Source organism: Ruegeria sp. B11 (assembly GCF_056539785.1).
Genome location: NZ_JBQFVO010000001.1, coordinates 1,190,798 through 1,207,694 on the forward strand (window position 1 = coordinate 1,190,798; position 16,897 = coordinate 1,207,694).

Sequence of the window (16,897 nt, forward strand, 5' to 3'; positions counted from 1 at the left end):
TCTCTTACCCCTTCATCATATTGACGTCTTCAACCGCGATGGTGCCACGGTTGCGGAAGAAGCAGACCAGAATGGCAAGACCAATCGCCGCCTCAGCCGCCGCAACTGTCAACACGAACAGCGTAAAGACCTGCCCGACCAGATCGCCGAGGAAACTAGAGAACGCCACGAGGTTGATATTCACCGCCAGCAGCATCAACTCGATGCTCATCAGCAGGATGATGACGTTCTTGCGGTTCAGGAAGAGACCGAAGATGCCGATGACGAATAGCGTCGCCGCGACCGTAAGATAGTGTTCAAGTCCGATCATCGTCTCAAAGTCCCTGCCCCGGTTTCACGTCCTTCAACTCCATCGCTTTGGCCGGGTCGCGCATCATCTGGCCGATGATGTCCTGACGCTTGATGTCCTGACGGTGGCGCAGTGTCAGCACAATGGCACCGATCATGGCCACCAGCAGGATCAGGCCCGCCAGTTGGAACAGAAGGAAGTATTGATCGTATAGAATGACGCCTAGCGCCTCAGTGTTGTGGCGGTCGCTCGGTACCGGCTGCGCCAGATTGGCGGCGGCACCCTGCGCGCTGTCCCATGCTCCGATGGCCATGACGAACTGCATCAGGATCACCAATCCGATCAACAGCGCTAGCGGCATGTAGCGCGCCATCTCGGCCTTCAGCTCGGCAAAGTCCACATCCAGCATCATCACCACGAAGAGGAACAGAACCGCAACCGCGCCGACATAAACGATAATCAGCAGCATCGCCACGAACTCAGCCCCCAGCAGCACGAACAGGCCCGCCGAGGACAGAAAGGACAGGATCAGCCACAGCACCGAATGCACCGGCTGGCGGCTGATCACCGTGAACAGCCCGCCGGTGATGGCGCTGATGGCAAACAGATAGAAGGCAAAGACGGTCATTGATCCTCATCCTCGTTGTCGCCCATGACCTCTTGCGCCAGATCCAGCGCGCGGGTCATGGCCGGGATGCCGGCAAAGACCGACATCTGACCGATCGTTTCCACGATCTCTTGTTTCTTGGCGCCAGCCTCAAGCGCATGGCGCACGGTCTGACGCACCGCCGAGTCCGCCTGAGCGCCCTGACAGGTCAGCCCGGCCAGCGTCAGCAGAAGGCGAGTTTTGGCGTCCAGCCCGTCCTTGTTGACGGTATTGCCGAACATCATCTCCATGACCTCTTTGGGCATGGTTGGCCACAGCGCCTCGAACCCTTTGGGCGAGAAATTCTCCATCGCCGGGTTCATCGCCTTTGCCATGTCCTGAGCTTGCTTCATCATCAGCTCGAACGGATTTGTCGGACTGTCACTCATCTGTACGGCGCGTCCATTTCCAGATTGCGAGCGATTTCGGCTTCCCAGCGTTCGCCGTTATCCAGCAGTTTCTGCTTGTCGTAGAACAACTCTTCCCGGGTTTCGGTGGCGAATTCGAAATTCGGGCCCTCGACGATGGCATCAACCGGACATGCCTCCTGGCAGAAACCGCAATAGATGCATTTGGTCATGTCGATGTCATAGCGCGTGGTGCGGCGGCTTCCGTCTTCGCGCGGCTCGGCATCGATGGTGATGGCTTGTGCAGGACAGATCGCTTCGCACAGTTTGCAGGCGATGCAGCGTTCCTCACCGTTCGGATAACGGCGCAGGGCATGTTCACCCCGGAACCGCGGGGACAAGGGCCCCTTTTCATGCGGGTAGTTCACGGTGGCTTTTGGGGCGAAGAAATACTTCAAGCCCAATTTCATTCCGACCCAGAAGTCCTGCAGCAGGAAATACTTGGCGGCGCGGGTGTAGTCGATTTGAGTCATATCAGCCTCCTACGCTCCAACGGGCAAACGCGCCCCAGAACCAGTCGAATTTCGCCGCGAAGGCCACGAAAACGACCCAGACGAGGCTGAACGGCAAGAACACTTTCCAACCCAGGCGCATCAACTGGTCATAGCGGTAGCGGGGTGTGATCGCCTTGACCATCGCGAAGATGAAGAAGAAGAACGCCATCTTGGCAACCATCCACAATACGCCGTCAGGCAGGCCTGGGATCGGGGACAGCCAGCCGCCAAAGAACAGCAGTGTGGTCAGAGCACACATCAGGAAGATGGCGATGTATTCACCAGCCATGAAAAGCAGGAAAGGCGTGGCCGAGTATTCGACCTGATAGCCTGCAACCAGTTCCGATTCCGCCTCGGGCAGATCGAAGGGTGGACGGTTGGTTTCAGCCAATGCCGAGATGAAAAACAGGAACACCATCGGGAAATGCGGCAGCCAGTACCAGCTGAAGAACCCGAACGAGCCATCCTGTGCGCGGACGATATCACCAAAGTTCATCGAACCGGTCGAGATGATGATGCCGATGATGATCAGACCGATGGATACCTCGTATGAAATCATCTGCGCGGCAGAGCGCAGCGACCCAAGGAATGGATACTTTGAGTTCGACGCCCAACCACCCATAATCACGCCATAAACCTCAAGGGATGAGACTGCGAAGACATAGAGGATGGCGACGTTGATGTCCGACAGGACCCAGCCATCGTTGAACGGGATCACCGCCCAGGCGATCATCGCGAGGACAAAACTGGTCAATGGTGCGAGGATAAACACTGTACGGTCGGCACCGGCGGGAATGACGACCTCTTTCACCACATATTTCAGTGCGTCCGCCACCGATTGCAGCAGGCCGTATACGCCGACAACGTTGGGGCCGCGACGCATCTGGACGGCGGCCCAGATCTTGCGGTCGCCGTAAACGAGGAACAACAGCGAGATCATCACGAACGCAACAACAGCAAGCACTTGCGCCAGAATGATGATGGCTATTCCGCCTGGGGTGTTAAAGAAGTCAGCCATTGGTCCTCACACCGTGGGTATTTTGGTTTCCGCGTGCGATGCAAAGGCCAGATGCCTGCGCAATCTGCGGCTGGGTCGGCGCGTTGGTGTAAACAGCATCTGCCGTCTGTACGCCACCCTTAATCTTCAATTTCACACGCAAATCCGGCGCGGCTATCTGCCACCCGGGCACCGCGTACGTCTGCAATATGAAACGTTTCTGGTTCATTCAGCCGCAATCTTCTCAGTCTTGCGGGTCTGCGCCTGTGCCGATAGTTCGGCCATCAATTGCGAGGCGCGGGCAATCGGGTTGGTCAGGTAGAAATCCTTGATTGCATTGCGGAAGCTGGCTTCACCCAATTTTCCGGCTTGTAGCGCCGCTGCTTCATTCTCAATCACCTCATCAATGCGCGCCAGATGCGGAACAGATTCGAGCAAGGAGGTTCGCAATTGAGCCAATGTATCGTAGGGCAGCGTAGCCCCCAGCTCGGCAGACAACGCCCTTAGGATTGCCCAGTTTTCCTTGGCCTCTCCCGGTGCAAAGCCTGCGCGCATGGCGAGTTGAGGACGCCCTTCGGTGTTCACGAACAGACCGTTTTCTTCTGTGTAAGCCGCCCCCGGCAGGATCACATCTGCGCGGTGCGCGCCACGATCGCCGTGACTGCCCTGATAGATCACAAAGGCACCCTCGCCGATCTCAACTTCGTCAGCACCGAGGTTATAGATCACATCGGCCGCGTTGACCGCCTCCATGCCACCTTCGTTGGTCGCATCCACATCCATCGCACCTACGCGCGATGCCGCGGTGTGCAGAACGATCAGCCCACTTTCGGTATTGCTTGCAATGGCTTGCGCGGCGGCCAGAATGGCAGAGCCATCGGCCTCCTGCAGCGCGCCCTGCCCGACGATGACAAGAGAGCGCTTGCCCTTGATCTCATCATCACCACCCATATCAACGATGGTCTGCAGCGCGGCACGGTCGCTGCCTACATGGTGATACTCATAGGTCAGATCGACGGCAGGCCCGACCAGGGTCACCTCGGCGCCGTGTGCCCAGGCCTTGCGGATACGAGCATTCAAAACCGGAGCCTCGTCACGCGGGTTGGTCCCAATCAACAGGATACGTTCAGCCGCATCAATATCTTCGATTGCCGCGGTCCCGGCATAGGCTGCTCGGTTACCCGCAGGCAGTTTGGCGCCGTCGGTGCGGCACTCAACGATACCGCCTTGCCCTTCGATCATCTGTTTCAGCGCATAGATGGCCTCTACCGGAGCCAGATCACCTACGATCCCAGCCAGTTTCTCGGCCCCCTTAAGAACCTCAGCAGCTTTGTTCAGTGCTTCTGGCCATGTGGCAGGACGCAGCTTGCCGTTTTCGCGCACATAAGGCCTGTCCAGTCGCTGACGCCGTAAGCCGTCCCAGACAAAGCGGGTCTTGTCGCTGATCCATTCCTCGTTCACACCGTCATGGTTGCGCGGCAGAAAGCGCATCACTTCACGCCCTTTGGTATCTACACGGATGCTTGAGCCCAAAGCGTCCATCACGTCGATACTCTCGGTTTTGGTCAGTTCCCAAGGGCGAGCGGTGAAGGCATATGGCTTCGAGGTCAACGCCCCTACCGGGCACAGATCGATGATGTTGCCCTGCAGGTTCGAATCCAGCGTCTGGTTCAGGTACGAGGTGATCTCGGCATCTTCGCCGCGTCCGGTCTGACCCATCTGGGTGATCCCGGCGACCTCTGTGGTGAAGCGCACGCAACGAGTACAACTGATGCAGCGAGTCATCGCGGTGCCAACCAGCGGACCAAGGTCCAGATCATCCACGGCACGCTTGGCTTCTTTGAAGCGCGTCCCTGACAGACCATAGGCCATGGCCTGATCCTGCAGGTCACACTCACCGCCCTGATCGCAGATCGGGCAATCCAGCGGGTGGTTGATCAGCAGAAACTCCATCACCCCTTCGCGGGCCTTCTTGACCATGGGCGAGTTCGTCTTGACCACCGGTGCCTGCCCTTCCGGACCCGGACGCAGATCGCGCACCTGCATCGCGCAGGAGGCCGCCGGTTTCGGCGGGCCGCCCACGACCTCGACCAGACACATCCGGCAGTTCCCGGCAATCGACAGACGCTCGTGATAGCAAAAGCGCGGCACCTCGACCCCGGCCTGCTCGCAGGCCTGGATCAGTGTCATCGCGCCATCGACTTCGATTTCCTGCCCGTCGATATTGACTTTGCGGAGGTCAGACATCGCTAGTTCGCCCTCAAATACACGCCTATGGCGCTGTTTCTTTCAATCTCTTTCCGCCCTAACGTGCAGAAAGAATTGGGATTTTCATAAGACACGCCGTTTTGGATCAGATACGCCTCACCCTTGGCGCGCATCCTGTCTTTTTCGGCATCCGAGTCCACATAGGCGCGGATTTCCTTGTCCGAATATCCCAATTTGTTCGCCTTGGACCGCAGATCCCACATCACCCCAATCGCCTTAAGTCGACGCCCGCTGATCGACGGACAGTACTCCGAAATCTCATTTGCGATCGCGATGTAGTAGAGTTCGTTGTCGATCTCTTTGACATCCCTCAAGGGTGGTTTGGCTTCGGCCATTACAGGCATCGAAATCGCGCAAATCGCGGCCAGAAGTCGTACAACGGTCATGACATTTCCTTTCGTCTTGGGATTCCCAAGACGGCGGTCAGCCGGGCTGCTATGCAATAACAGCCCATGGGTTTTGCCGTGATATGCGATACGGTGGCTCATGGTCGCTGACAGCTTCCGGCATATGTGAGCTTATCGTTTTCGATCCGTAGATTTTGCGGCTCGGTCTCCGGCCCAACCTTCCATACAATTCTGGACGATCCAAAATTCTGAATGCAGAATTTTGTGCCCTCATAACGGCCTGCTTCGCGTGCGCCTTCCAATGACTGCGAAACGCCATTCACAGTCACAGTGAAATCGGTAGGTGTCGTCTTCTTATCCACGTGTTTAGCGTTGGCGTTGAAGAAAATGCCGTCAAACGCCACGCGGGTCGCCCTCGATTTCGCTGTACCGCAGGCAGATACAAGTAAGCTTCCCACCAATACCATTGTCATTACGAATACGCGTTTCGCCATCATGACCACTCCTGTTTCGTGGCTGGCGCTTGTGGCATCCGCTGATGCGCAGGAGAAAGCGTATGAATCAACATCCCGTTCACTCCGCCGCGACCTGTACGCAACGATTGTCGCGCCACTTGCTGGCCTGTTTCAATTCTGCCCACCCAAAGGCATGCTCGCTGGGTCCTTCCGAGCGCAGCTTTTCCAGACGATCCAGCGCTTCGGCCAAACTGGGGCAATGCCCTTCCCGCACCCACCACATGACAAAATGTTGTTCGCCAAGGATTTCGAACCACTCTTGCCGACGCTCGTAGAACTGTTTGTGGATAGTCCCCCAAACAAATTTCTCAAGGCTGGCGACGTCTTCCCAAACCGTCAGGTTCGCGACGAATTGCGGATCATCCCCGATGCTGTTTTCGGTGTTGCCTGTTCCCGGTTCTCCGGACCCTTCCATCATCCAGACAAAGCCGGACATCCGCTTGCCAAGCCCGTTGACGCGATCCAGGTTGGCCATGAATTCAGCCACGCGCGGATCGTCTGTTGGCGCCAACAAACGGCCGACATTCAACTCGGCCAGATGATATCCTTCGGGCTGGATCAAAACGCGGCCACCAACGCAATAAGGCCAAGAATGAACATGCAGGCCCATCCAACCACATAAGCAACAGACCGGACCCCGCTATGCGGCTTGCCGATCCCGCGCAGGTGAATCACCAACATAACAACCCGCGCCAGCAGCGCTATTGAGGCCAGCAGGTTCACCCAGAACGGGCTGGCCCCCAACAGGATCGCCGCGACTGTAACAGTCAAAAAGGCAGGCAGAGTTTCAGTGCCGTTCAGATAAGCGCGGTTCAAACGATAGGCCCTGTCCGAATAATCCTGATCCGGAGTGGCCCCCGGTGCCAGCCCCTTGCCCGCTTTTGCAAGCGCCGAGAACGGCGACATGAACAGAACGATCAGGGTAAAGATCACCAAAGCGGCGATCGCGTGGGAATATTCGGCATAGACTTCCATCGATTTTACTCCGCTGCCATCGCACCCATGCGGCCCGATTTCTGGGCCTTGATGCGGTCCTCTATTTCTTCTCGGAAATTGCGGATCAGACCTTGGATCGGCCAAGCGGCGGCATCGCCAAGGGCGCAGATTGTGTGGCCTTCAACCTGTTTGGTGACGTCAAACAGCATGTCGATCTCTTCCAGTTCGGCTTCACCGCGTACAAGACGGTCCATCACGCGCATCATCCAACCAGTGCCTTCACGACATGGCGTACACTGGCCGCAACTTTCGTGCTTGTAGAACTTCGACAACCGCCAGATTGCCTTGATGATGTCGGTGGACCTGTCCATCACGATGACCGCTGCCGTGCCCAGACCCGAACCCAGTTCTCCGCGCAGATAGTCAAAATCCATGATCGCGTCGCGCATGTTCTCACCGCGCACGCATGGCACCGAAGACCCGCCGGGTATTACCGCCAGCAGATTGTCCCAGCCGCCACGAATGCCGCCGCAATGGGTTTCAATCAGCTCTTCGAAGGAGATCGACATCGCCTCTTCGACGACACAGGGGTTGTTCACATGGCCCGAGATCGCAAACAGCTTGGTGCCCGCGTTGTTCTGACGGCCAAAGCCTGCGAACCAGTCGGCACCACGCCGCAGAATCGTGGGCACAACGGCAATCGATTCCACATTGTTCACCGTGGTCGGGCAGCCATAAAGACCCGCTCCCGCCGGAAACGGAGGCTTCATGCGCGGCATACCCTTCTTGCCCTCAAGGCTTTCGATCAGAGCAGTTTCCTCGCCGCAGATATAAGCCCCAGCGCCGTGATGCAGGAACAGGTCGAAATCCCAGCCGGAACCAGCAGCATTCTTCCCGAGCAGACCCGCGTCATAGGCTTCGTCAATCGCGGCCTGCAGAGCCTCACGCTCGCGGATGTATTCGCCGCGCAGGTAGATGTAGCAAGTATGCGCGTTCATTGCGAAAGACGCGATCAGGCACCCCTCGATCAGCGTGTGCGGATCATGACGCATAATCTCGCGGTCTTTGCACGTCCCGGGTTCGGATTCATCCGCGTTCACCACCAGATAAGCCGGGCGACCATCGCTTTCCTTGGGCATGAAAGACCATTTCAGACCGGTCGGGAAACCCGCACCACCACGGCCGCGCAGACCTGAGTCTTTCATTGTCTGGATGATCCAGTCGCGGCCTTTCTCGATCAGGCCAGCGGTGCCGTCCCAATGCCCGCGGGCCTGCGCGCCTTTCAACGTGCGCTCATGCATCCCGTAGATGTTGGTAAAGATCCTGTCCTGATCCTTCAGCATCGCGTGTTACCTTTGGCTGTCCTGACGCATGCGCCAGAGTTGAAATATGTTGACGCCCGCATAGATGAATCCTGCCAAAGCGGCAAAATCAAACAGCAGCGCATAACGCCCCGGCAATCCGATTGCAGGGCCAATGAACAAGGTCATTCCAAGCCAAATCACCATCGTCACCGCAATGACGATGCCGATATGTCGGCCCTTGCGGGCTATGGCCAGTTCCTTGTCCGTATCCATCTTGTCCTGATGCCCTAGGCGGGCACTCGTTTAATCTTCGTAAGTGCCGTCTTCTTTGGCACGTTTGGCAAACTCGGTTTCTTCACCTGCAGCCAGTTTCGCGGCTTGTTCGATCCACCCGTCCCGCTCGATCCGGCCTTTGAATTTCAGCCGTGCATCGACCCAGGCCACCTGCTCAGGCGTCCATGCAGCGATCTGGTCATAATGATAAAAGCCCAGCCCGTTCAGGGTTTCTTCCAGCTTCGGACCAACGCCCTTGAGCATCTTGAGATCATCCGGCTTGCCACCCCGCGCTTCTTTCAGCGTTTCCGGCTGATCCTCTTTCGCTGCTTTCGCTTCTGCGGCCTGTTTCACAGCAGGTTTCGCGGGGGTCGGCGCTTTGGGTGGCTTCGGCGCGGCTTTGGTCGCTGCTGCTTTGCCATCCTTGCCCAGCCACGGGGTCAGGATCGGAACCTCGGTCCCGTCGATGCGCTTGACGGTATCACCCAGATCGCTCGCAAGCTGAACACTTGCGTTATACTGCGTTCTGCCGCTTTCATACTCCGTCAGGCTGGTCAGCCCCTTCAGAGGTTCCGCCGCATAGCGCCCGTTCTGAGGACCCGGAGTCGGCACTTTGCCCGCCACCAGATCATCGAGAATCTTGCCAAAGCTCTCGGTCGTCAGATCTTCGTAGTAATCCTTACCGATCTGCGCCATCGGGGCATTGGTGCAAGATCCGAGGCATTCCACCTCTTCCCAGCTCAGCTTGCCATCAGCAGACAGTTCATGCGGCTTTGCAGCGATCTTTTCCTTGCAAACCGCAATCAGGTCCTCGGCCCCGCAAATCATGCAGGACGTAGTGCCACAGACCTGAATATGCGCAACCGAACCAACCGGCTGCAGTTGGAACATGAAGTAGAACGAGGCAACCTCAAGAACGCGGATATAGGCCATACCAAGCATGTCGGCGACGGATTCGATCGCCGGACGGCTCAGCCATCCCTCCTGCTCCTGCGCGCGCCACAGCAGCGGGATGACCGCACTGGCCTGACGCCCCTCGGGATATTTGGTTATTTGCGCTTCGGCCCATTGCTGGTTAGCAGCGGTGAAGGCGAAGCTTTCGGGTTGTTCGGCGTGAAGACGGCGGAGCATTAGCGGTCAATCTCTCCAAATACGACGTCCATGGTGCCGATAATCGCGGCGACGTCGGCCAGTTGGTGCCCTCCGGCAACGTGGTCCATGGCTTGCAAGTGCAGGAACCCCGGCGCGCGGAGTTTGGCGCGGTAGGGCTTATTGGTGCCGTCGGCGACCAGATAGACGCCGAACTCGCCCTTAGGAGCCTCAACGGCGGCATAGACTTCGCCCGCGGGGACGTGGAAGCCTTCGGTATACAGCTTGAAGTGATGGATCAGGCTTTCCATCGAAGTCTTCATGTCCGACCGTTTCGGCGGGGTGATCTTGCCGCGCGCCAGAACATCTCCGGGACAGTCGCGGATTTTGGTGATGGCCTGACGGATGATCAGCAGTGACTGGCGCATTTCTTCCATGCGGACAAGATATCGGTCATAGCAGTCGCCGTTCTTGCCGACGGGGATCTGAAACTCGAACTCGTCATAGCATTCATAGGGTTGCGCGCGACGCAGGTCCCATGCCAGCCCCGAGCCACGGACCATCACGCCCGAGAAGCCGTATTTTTGAATGTCATCCTCGGTCACGACGCCGATATCAGCGTTGCGCTGTTTGAATATGCGGTTTTCGGTCAACAGGCCGTCAATGTCATCGAGAACGGCGGGAAACTCGTGGCTCCAAGCCTCGATATCATCCAGCAATTCCGGCGGCAGGTCCTGATGAACGCCACCGGGGCGGAAATAGGCGGCGTGCAGGCGGGCACCACAGGCACGCTCGTAGAACACCATCAGCTTTTCACGCTCTTCAAAACCCCACAGAGGCGGGGTCAGCGCGCCAACGTCCATGGCCTGAGTAGTCACGTTCAGCAGGTGGTTAAGAATACGCCCGATCTCGGAATACAAAACGCGGATTAGCGAGCCGCGACGCGGCACTTCAACACCGGTCAGTTTTTCGATGGCCAGACACCAGGCATGTTCCTGGTTCATCGGTGCCACGTAATCAAGACGGTCGAAATACGGCAGATTCTGCAGATACGTCCGGCTTTCCATCAGCTTTTCGGTACCACGGTGCAATAGGCCGATATGCGGGTCGCAACGTTCGACGATCTCGCCGTCCAGCTCAAGCACAAGTCGCAGAACTCCATGCGCCGCAGGGTGTTGCGGGCCGAAGTTAATGTTGAAGTTGCGGATCTTCTGTTCTCCGCTCAGCGCGTCCGTGCTGCCGTCATCGTATCTTGAGCCGTCCATCAACGCCCTCGTTTCTTCTTCGCTTCGGCCCGTACCCGGACCTTTTCCGCCTCAGCTGCCTTGGCAGCGGCCCCAGCCAGCAGAACCCCAAGCGCCCCCAACGCAATCAGTTCCCCCAGACCCATCAGCGGCGCTCCATCTCTTGCAGTTTCATGGCCATGATCCAAATCAGGATCAGCGTTCCAATCGGGATGACGCAGGCTACGACCCAGTATTTCTCGATCCCGAAATGCGGTAGCAGCTTCAGCATCGGGATAATCGTGGCAACCGTGACGGCAATCCAGATCAGGAACTCCATGACTTACGACTCCTGTTTTTCATCCCCCGGAAGAATGTAGTTCGCACCTTCCCACGGGGACATGAAATCAAATTGACGGTATTCCTGAACCAATGAGACCGGTTCGTAGACCACGCGCTTTTGCGCTTCGTCATAGCGGACTTCAGTATAGCCAGTGGTCGGGAAATCCTTGCGCAGTGGATAGCCGCGGAAACCATAATCCGTAAGGATGCGTCGCAAGTCTGGATGACCCGAGAACAGGATGCCGAACATGTCGAACACCTCGCGCTCGAACCAATTGGCAGAGGGGTGCACGTCCACGATTGAAGGCACCATGTCATCTTCTCGGATCGAGACTCGCAAGCGAATGCGCTGGTTCTGATACATTGACAGGAAGTGGTAGACCACATCGAACCGCTTGGCCCGTTCGGGGTAGTCGACGCCGGTGATGTCAACCAGGGTCGAGAACTGGCAGGTCCGCTCACTTTTGAGAAACTCAATGAATTCCACCAGATTCGAAGGAGCCACATCGACGTTCAGCTCGCCATGGGTCACATCCCAGGCCAGAACGCAATCTGCACGTTTCAGCTCCAACTGAGTGCCGAGTTCTTTGAGTGCTTCGCTCATCTATCCTCTCCCTCAGCGTACGATGGTGCCGGTTCGGCGGATTTTGCGTTGCAGCTGCATCAGTCCATACAACAACGCCTCAGCGGTTGGAGGGCAGCCGGGCACGTAGATATCCACCGGAACAACCCGGTCACAGCCACGCACAACGGAATAGGAATAGTGGTAATACCCACCGCCATTCGCGCAGGACCCCATCGAGATCACATAGCGCGGCTCGGGCATCTGGTCATAAACCTTGCGCAGCGCCGGGGCCATCTTGTTGGTCAGCGTTCCAGCGACGATCATCACATCAGACTGGCGCGGAGACGCACGAGGCGCGATGCCGAACCGTTCCGCGTCATACCGTGGCATCGACGTGTGCATCATCTCTACCGCGCAGCAGGCCAGACCAAAGGTCATCCAGTGCAAGGATCCGGTCCGCGCCCAGTTGATGATGTCCTCGGTCGAGGTCAGCAGAAATCCCTTGTCCTGCAGTTCTGCGTTCAGGGCCTGGGTGGCGACTTCCTTGTCGACGCCGGCGGTGTTTGCGCCCGTCATCACTCCCATTCCAGGGCCCCTTTCTTCCATTCATAGGCAAAGCCGATGGTCAGCACCGCCAGGAACACCATCATCGACCAGAACCCAACATCGCTGATGTCTTTGAAGCCAACGGCCCAGGGGAACAGGAAGGCGATTTCCAGATCAAAGATGATGAAGAGAATCGCGACCAGATAGAATCGGACATCAAACTTCATCCGCGCATCGTCGAATGCGTTGAAGCCACATTCATAGGCGCTGACCTTTTCGGGGTCGGGATTGCGGACAGCCAGGACCACAGCAGCCAGAATCAGTACGATTCCAAGGCCCACGGCAACGGCCAGAAACACCAGAATCGGGAGGTACTCCCGCAGCAGGTCTTCCACGTATAGCTCCTTTCCTGCGCAAGTCCCGAAAGGGTGCGCCGTCAATTGGCGATTTGACTGGACATTCTCTATCCCTGTGGGGTCAGAGGGTCAACCGAACAGAAACGCGCAGGTCGGCATTGTTACAATCATCCAGCGGGCTATTGCGGAGAATACTTCTGGAACAAAGTGATCGGCTAAACCTAACTAATCCATGCAGGTTTTCGTTTGTCGAAAAAGGCGCCGATTCCCTCTTGCGCCTCATCAGTTTCCCAACGCGCGACAAGCTGTCGAATGGTGTGGTCAATCACCGCGTCATCAATTCGCGGCCCAAGTGACTGGATCAGCTGCTTGGCCGAAGACACTGCACCGGGTGCACAGGACAGATAGGGAAGCACCTCGGCTTCAACCGCCTCGGCCAACGTTTCAGCGGGCACTGCGCGGGCCAGCAGGCCCAGTTCGACCGCTTCCGCCGCTTCGAACAGGCGGGCAGACATAAAGACGCGCCGCGACCGTGCTTCGCCCATTCGGGCAATGACATAGGGTCCAATCGTCGCCGGGATCAGGCCAAGCCGCGTCTCGGTCAGACCCATCTTCAGGCTTTCCACACCGATCGCCACATCGCAGACCGAGGCCATCCCGACACCTCCACCAAACGCGTTTCCCTGCAACGCGCCGATCAAGGGTTTGGGCAGCGTATTTAAGGCATTCAGCATCTCAGCCAGCTTGCGCGCTTCGGCAAAACGCGTCTCGGGATCTGCAGCCATCTGCGCCTGCATCCAACCCAGATCTCCCCCGGCGCAAAAGCTCTTGCCCGCGGCGGCCAGAACCACCACCCGCACCGCATCATCATTTGCCAATTGCCCAGCGGCCTGGGTTAGCTCTGCAATCATCTGCGCCGACAGTGCGTTGTGCTTCTCGGGTCGATCCAGCGTCAGAGTAGCCACGCCACGCGCGTCTGTGTTCAGCGTAATGGTCTCGAACATATCTTATTCCGCCCGCATTGCCCGCGCCATGCGCGCCGCCTGTTCCAGAACCGGCACATCCAGACCGGTCTCATATCCCAACCGTTCCAGATGTGCGGTCACGGCTTCGGTTGCGACATTACCGGCCGCACCCGGCGCATAAGGGCAACCACCCAGCCCGCCCACGGCGGTATCAAATACCCGCACACCCAAGGCAAGCGAAGCGTCTATGTTGTCGATTGCCCGCCCGTTGGTATCATGAAAATGTCCTGCAAGCCGGGTAACCGGCACTCGTTCGCGCACGGCCAGCAGCATATGAGCAATCTTGTCCGGCGTTCCCTGCCCAATTGTGTCCCCCAGCGAAATCTCATAGCAGCCATGGGCAAACAGCGCGTCCGCCACCTCGGCCACCTTCTCGGGTGGGGTCGGGCCGTCATAGGGACAGTCGGTCACGCACGAGACATAGCCCCGGACGGGCAGATCAATATGTCGTGCCGCTTCAAGAATGGGCACAAACCGTTCGATGGATTCGGCAATCGTCGCGTTTATGTTCGCTTTCGAGAATCCCTCGGACGCCGAAGCAAACACCGCGATCTCATCTGCCTTGGCTGCCAACGCGTCCTCATACCCGCGCATATTCGGCGTCAGCGCAGCGTACCGCACGCCTTCGGTCCGTGTGATTCCAGCCATAACTTCACCGCTGCCCGCCATTTGCGGGACCCATTTCGGTGAGACAAAACTGGCAACTTCGATCCGGTTGAAACCGGCCCGGCTGAGGCAATCGACCAAGGCGACCTTCTCGGCCACCGGGATCTCGCGCTGTTCGTTCTGCAGGCCGTCGCGTGGCCCGACCTCGAATATTTCGACCCGTTCTTTCATCAGCGCATCCCTTCCCGGTTTCTTATCGTTTCAATTGCGGATGGCCCGACTTTGCCACGCAATCCGCGGGCCGAACAGATCAATCCTCGGCCAACCGAACCAACGCTGCACCGGCCTCGACCTGTGCCCCCGCCTCGGCCAGCACTTCCGCGACCACCCCATCTCGGGCGGCCAACAAAGAATGCTCCATCTTCATGGCTTCCAGAATGGCCAGCCGGTCGCCCTCTTTCACCGCTTGCCCTGCTGCGGCAAAGACGGCCTTGACCAAACCGGGCATCGGCGCCTCGATCACGTTGGTGTCGCCCGCCGCACTTGCATCGCGATCCAGAGGATCGATAACGTCAAACACCTGCCCGTAGTCGTCGAACACGGTGACCTGAGATCCTGCGATGGCGACGTTGGGCATTGGCTTTCCGTCAATAATCCAACCGCCATTTCGCTGCGCAATCACCTGCGCGCCGTTAACAGTCCAAACCTGCCGATGCGGGTTTTCAACCTGCACGTCCAAATCAATGACCTCTCCGTCGCGCATTAGCTGCACAGCCCGGTGCAATGCCCCCCAAAGGGTGAAGCCTGTCTCAGAGGCAGTCTCTATCAGGCCCAGCGCCGTCATCGCCGCAGCCACCGTTGACGCATGACCTGAATCAGCGACCTCTACCAGAGCCTCAAGATCGCGCCCGATCAGCCCGGTATCCACGTCGCCCGACGCAAACCCGCTGTGCCGCGTCAGAGCACCAAGGAAGGCGAGATTTGTGACAGTCCCGGCGACCTCGGTCTGGCGCAAGGTCCGGTGGAGATTTTCCAAAGCGACCGCGCGTGTCGGGCCATGCACCACGACCTTGGCGATCATAGGGTCGTACCATGGGCTGATCGTATCCCCGGCGCGCACGCCACTGTCGGCACGGCAGCCTTCCGGGAACTGTAGATGAGTCAGCGTACCCGTCGCAGGCAGAAAGCCTTTGGGCACATCTTCGGCATAAAGTCTCGCCTCAAAGGAATGCCCGCGGATCGACAAATCGCCCTGCCGCTTCGGCAGGCTTTCACCCGCTGCTACGCGCAACTGCCATTCGACCAGATCAACGCCGGTAATGGCCTCGGTCACCGGGTGCTCGACTTGCAGGCGCGTGTTCATCTCCATGAACCAGAACCGATCCGGGCGCAGCCCGTCCGAGGCATCGACGATGAACTCAACCGTCCCTGCGCCCTTGTAGCCAATCGCCTCAGCCGCACGCACGCCCGCCTGCCCCATCGCCTCACGCATCTCGGCTGTCATTCCAGGGGCTGGGGCCTCTTCGATCACTTTCTGATGTCGCCGCTGCAACGAGCAGTCGCGTTCAAACAGATGCACCGCATGGGTGCCATCGCCGAACACCTGCACCTCGATATGGCGGGGCTTGGCGACGAATTTCTCGACAAGTACAGCATCGTTACCGAACGCCGTCTTTGCCTCACCGCGCGCGCTGTCCAATGCAGCCGAGAACTCCTCGGGCGCCTCGACCAGCCGCATCCCCTTGCCGCCACCACCCGCAACGGCCTTGATCAAAACGGGATAACCGATTGTGTCTGCCGCGCCAGCCAGATGTTCAGGGTCCTGATTTTCGCCATGATAGCCGGGGACGACGGGAACTCCTGCGTCCTCCATCAATACCTTGGCTGCATCCTTAAGGCCCATCTTGCGGATCGCGTCCGCCGATGGCCCGATGAAGGTCAGACCTGCAGCCTCGACTGCATCCACAAAATCCGGGTTTTCGGACAAGAACCCATAACCAGGATGGATCGCCTGCGCTCCTGTATCCAGCGCCGCCTGAATGATCACATCACCCTTCAGATAGCTTTCGGCTGGGGCCGCGCCACCAATATGCACCGCTTCATCCGCCATTTGCGCATGCTTGGCCGATGCATCAGCATGCGAATACACAGCCACACAAGATACGCCCATCTTCTGAGCAGTTTCCATGACCCGGCAGGCGATCTCGCCGCGGTTGGCAATCAGGATTTTGTTAAACATAGCTTACCCCTTAACCGCCAGATCTTCGACAAGGCGGAAGCGTTCGCACAGCAATTCCATCTTGGGATCGAACCCGCCATTGCGTTCGAAATACCGGCGATGATCCTCGCGCCATCCCTCAAGCGTTTCATTCTCACCCTCGGCCAACGCAAAGTCTTCGGTCACATCGCAATATCGGCAGGTCGAGACCTCGATAGTTTCGATCACCAAAGCCGGGCGATCATCCCATTCCAGTGCAATATCCTGCCGCCCAACGACCGGGGTATCAGCACTGCCTTCTGGGTAGTCTCGCAAAGCACCACATGTCGCCGTTTTTCGGCCTGATCTTACCAACGCCAGCAGCTCGGCGCTTAGCGATGCGCTGTCTCCAAACTTGAAGGTCTGCGCGCCCGGGTAGCGGGCCATTACTTCATTCAATGAAACGCTCATC

24 protein-coding genes are annotated in these 16,897 nt (G+C 58.1%); all 24 read right to left on the bottom strand.

Annotation, left to right across the window (positions count from 1 at the left end; translation table 11 throughout):
- Positions 1–4 precede the first annotated feature (4 nt).
- The gene (gene nuoK / locus ACR0I1_RS06015) at positions 5–310 is read right to left on the bottom strand and encodes an NADH-quinone oxidoreductase subunit NuoK (protein WP_005984024.1); all 306 of its coding nucleotides are present in this window, start codon (positions 308–310) and stop codon (positions 5–7) included.
- A gap of 4 nt (positions 311–314) precedes the next feature.
- Positions 315–917, bottom strand: coding sequence for an NADH-quinone oxidoreductase subunit J (locus tag ACR0I1_RS06020; protein ID WP_170397038.1), 603 nt, complete (start codon positions 915–917; stop codon positions 315–317).
- Positions 914–1,324, bottom strand: a complete 411-nt coding sequence (locus ACR0I1_RS06025; protein ID WP_010442761.1) for a carboxymuconolactone decarboxylase family protein — start codon at positions 1,322–1,324, stop codon at positions 914–916. Before ACR0I1_RS06025 ends, ACR0I1_RS06020 begins: the two co-directional genes overlap by 4 nt.
- A complete protein-coding gene (gene nuoI, locus ACR0I1_RS06030) occupies positions 1,321–1,815 on the bottom strand; it encodes an NADH-quinone oxidoreductase subunit NuoI (RefSeq protein WP_170397042.1) in 495 nt (164 codons plus the stop codon). Before nuoI ends, ACR0I1_RS06025 begins: the two co-directional genes overlap by 4 nt.
- 1 nt (position 1,816) lies before the next feature.
- Positions 1,817–2,854, bottom strand: a complete 1,038-nt coding sequence (gene nuoH / locus ACR0I1_RS06035) for an NADH-quinone oxidoreductase subunit NuoH (RefSeq protein ID WP_039534288.1) — start codon at positions 2,852–2,854, stop codon at positions 1,817–1,819.
- Positions 2,847–3,062 (bottom strand): hypothetical protein, encoded by a 216-nt coding sequence (locus ACR0I1_RS06040; protein ID WP_480705435.1) that lies wholly within the window; start codon positions 3,060–3,062, stop codon positions 2,847–2,849. The genes nuoH and ACR0I1_RS06040 overlap by 8 nt, the downstream gene beginning before the upstream one ends.
- Positions 3,059–5,080, bottom strand: coding sequence for an NADH-quinone oxidoreductase subunit NuoG (gene nuoG / locus ACR0I1_RS06045; RefSeq protein WP_480705437.1), 2,022 nt, complete (start codon positions 5,078–5,080; stop codon positions 3,059–3,061). Before nuoG ends, ACR0I1_RS06040 begins: the two co-directional genes overlap by 4 nt.
- A 2-nt stretch (positions 5,081–5,082) precedes the next feature.
- Positions 5,083–5,487, bottom strand: coding sequence for a DUF5333 domain-containing protein (locus ACR0I1_RS06050; RefSeq protein WP_255612031.1), 405 nt, complete (start codon positions 5,485–5,487; stop codon positions 5,083–5,085).
- A 98-nt stretch (positions 5,488–5,585) separates the two neighbouring features.
- Positions 5,586–5,942, bottom strand: a complete 357-nt coding sequence (locus tag ACR0I1_RS06055) for a hypothetical protein (RefSeq protein WP_255612030.1) — start codon at positions 5,940–5,942, stop codon at positions 5,586–5,588.
- A 79-nt stretch (positions 5,943–6,021) separates the two neighbouring features.
- A complete protein-coding gene (locus ACR0I1_RS06060) occupies positions 6,022–6,525 on the bottom strand; it encodes a DUF3291 domain-containing protein (protein ID WP_170403991.1) in 504 nt (167 codons plus the stop codon).
- Positions 6,522–6,938, bottom strand: a complete 417-nt coding sequence (locus ACR0I1_RS06065; RefSeq protein WP_170397051.1) for an MAPEG family protein — start codon at positions 6,936–6,938, stop codon at positions 6,522–6,524. The genes ACR0I1_RS06060 and ACR0I1_RS06065 overlap by 4 nt, the downstream gene beginning before the upstream one ends.
- 5 nt (positions 6,939–6,943) lie before the next feature.
- Entirely contained in the window at positions 6,944–8,242 is a 1,299-nt protein-coding gene (gene nuoF / locus ACR0I1_RS06070; RefSeq protein ID WP_170403997.1) for an NADH-quinone oxidoreductase subunit NuoF, read from the bottom strand.
- A 6-nt stretch (positions 8,243–8,248) separates the two neighbouring features.
- A complete protein-coding gene (locus tag ACR0I1_RS06075; RefSeq protein WP_170404000.1) occupies positions 8,249–8,476 on the bottom strand; it encodes a DUF5337 domain-containing protein in 228 nt (75 codons plus the stop codon).
- Positions 8,477–8,506: 30 nt separating this feature from the next.
- Positions 8,507–9,607, bottom strand: a complete 1,101-nt coding sequence (gene nuoE, locus ACR0I1_RS06080) for an NADH-quinone oxidoreductase subunit NuoE (RefSeq protein ID WP_480705439.1) — start codon at positions 9,605–9,607, stop codon at positions 8,507–8,509.
- A complete protein-coding gene (locus ACR0I1_RS06085; RefSeq protein WP_480705441.1) occupies positions 9,607–10,830 on the bottom strand; it encodes an NADH-quinone oxidoreductase subunit D in 1,224 nt (407 codons plus the stop codon). Before ACR0I1_RS06085 ends, nuoE begins: the two co-directional genes overlap by 1 nt.
- The gene (locus ACR0I1_RS06090; RefSeq protein ID WP_010442774.1) at positions 10,830–10,955 is read right to left on the bottom strand and encodes a hypothetical protein; all 126 of its coding nucleotides are present in this window, start codon (positions 10,953–10,955) and stop codon (positions 10,830–10,832) included. The genes ACR0I1_RS06085 and ACR0I1_RS06090 overlap by 1 nt, the downstream gene beginning before the upstream one ends.
- Positions 10,955–11,128, bottom strand: coding sequence for a hypothetical protein (locus ACR0I1_RS06095; RefSeq protein WP_170397057.1), 174 nt, complete (start codon positions 11,126–11,128; stop codon positions 10,955–10,957). Before ACR0I1_RS06095 ends, ACR0I1_RS06090 begins: the two co-directional genes overlap by 1 nt.
- A 3-nt stretch (positions 11,129–11,131) precedes the next feature.
- Positions 11,132–11,734: an NADH-quinone oxidoreductase subunit C gene (locus ACR0I1_RS06100; RefSeq protein WP_170424113.1), complete on the bottom strand. Its 603-nt coding sequence runs from the start codon at positions 11,732–11,734 to the stop codon at positions 11,132–11,134.
- Between the two features lie 12 nt (positions 11,735–11,746).
- Positions 11,747–12,280 carry a NuoB/complex I 20 kDa subunit family protein gene (locus tag ACR0I1_RS06105; RefSeq protein ID WP_010442777.1) on the bottom strand — a complete coding sequence of 178 codons (534 nt, stop codon included), beginning with the start codon at positions 12,278–12,280 and terminating at the stop codon, positions 11,747–11,749.
- Positions 12,271–12,636 carry an NADH-quinone oxidoreductase subunit A gene (locus ACR0I1_RS06110; RefSeq protein ID WP_010442778.1) on the bottom strand — a complete coding sequence of 122 codons (366 nt, stop codon included), beginning with the start codon at positions 12,634–12,636 and terminating at the stop codon, positions 12,271–12,273. Before ACR0I1_RS06110 ends, ACR0I1_RS06105 begins: the two co-directional genes overlap by 10 nt.
- A 182-nt stretch (positions 12,637–12,818) precedes the next feature.
- Entirely contained in the window at positions 12,819–13,601 is a 783-nt protein-coding gene (locus ACR0I1_RS06115) for a crotonase/enoyl-CoA hydratase family protein (protein WP_480561217.1), read from the bottom strand.
- 3 nt (positions 13,602–13,604) lie between these two features.
- Complete coding sequence (locus tag ACR0I1_RS06120) at positions 13,605–14,459, bottom strand: hydroxymethylglutaryl-CoA lyase (protein WP_170397063.1); 855 nt, start codon at positions 14,457–14,459, stop codon at positions 13,605–13,607.
- A 79-nt stretch (positions 14,460–14,538) separates the two neighbouring features.
- Positions 14,539–16,467 (bottom strand): acetyl/propionyl/methylcrotonyl-CoA carboxylase subunit alpha, encoded by a 1,929-nt coding sequence (locus ACR0I1_RS06125; RefSeq protein WP_480705444.1) that lies wholly within the window; start codon positions 16,465–16,467, stop codon positions 14,539–14,541.
- A gap of 3 nt (positions 16,468–16,470) precedes the next feature.
- On the bottom strand, positions 16,471–16,896 hold the full coding sequence (locus ACR0I1_RS06130; protein WP_170597054.1) for an ASCH domain-containing protein: 426 nt from the start codon (positions 16,894–16,896) through the stop codon (positions 16,471–16,473).
- Position 16,897 lies beyond the last annotated feature (1 nt).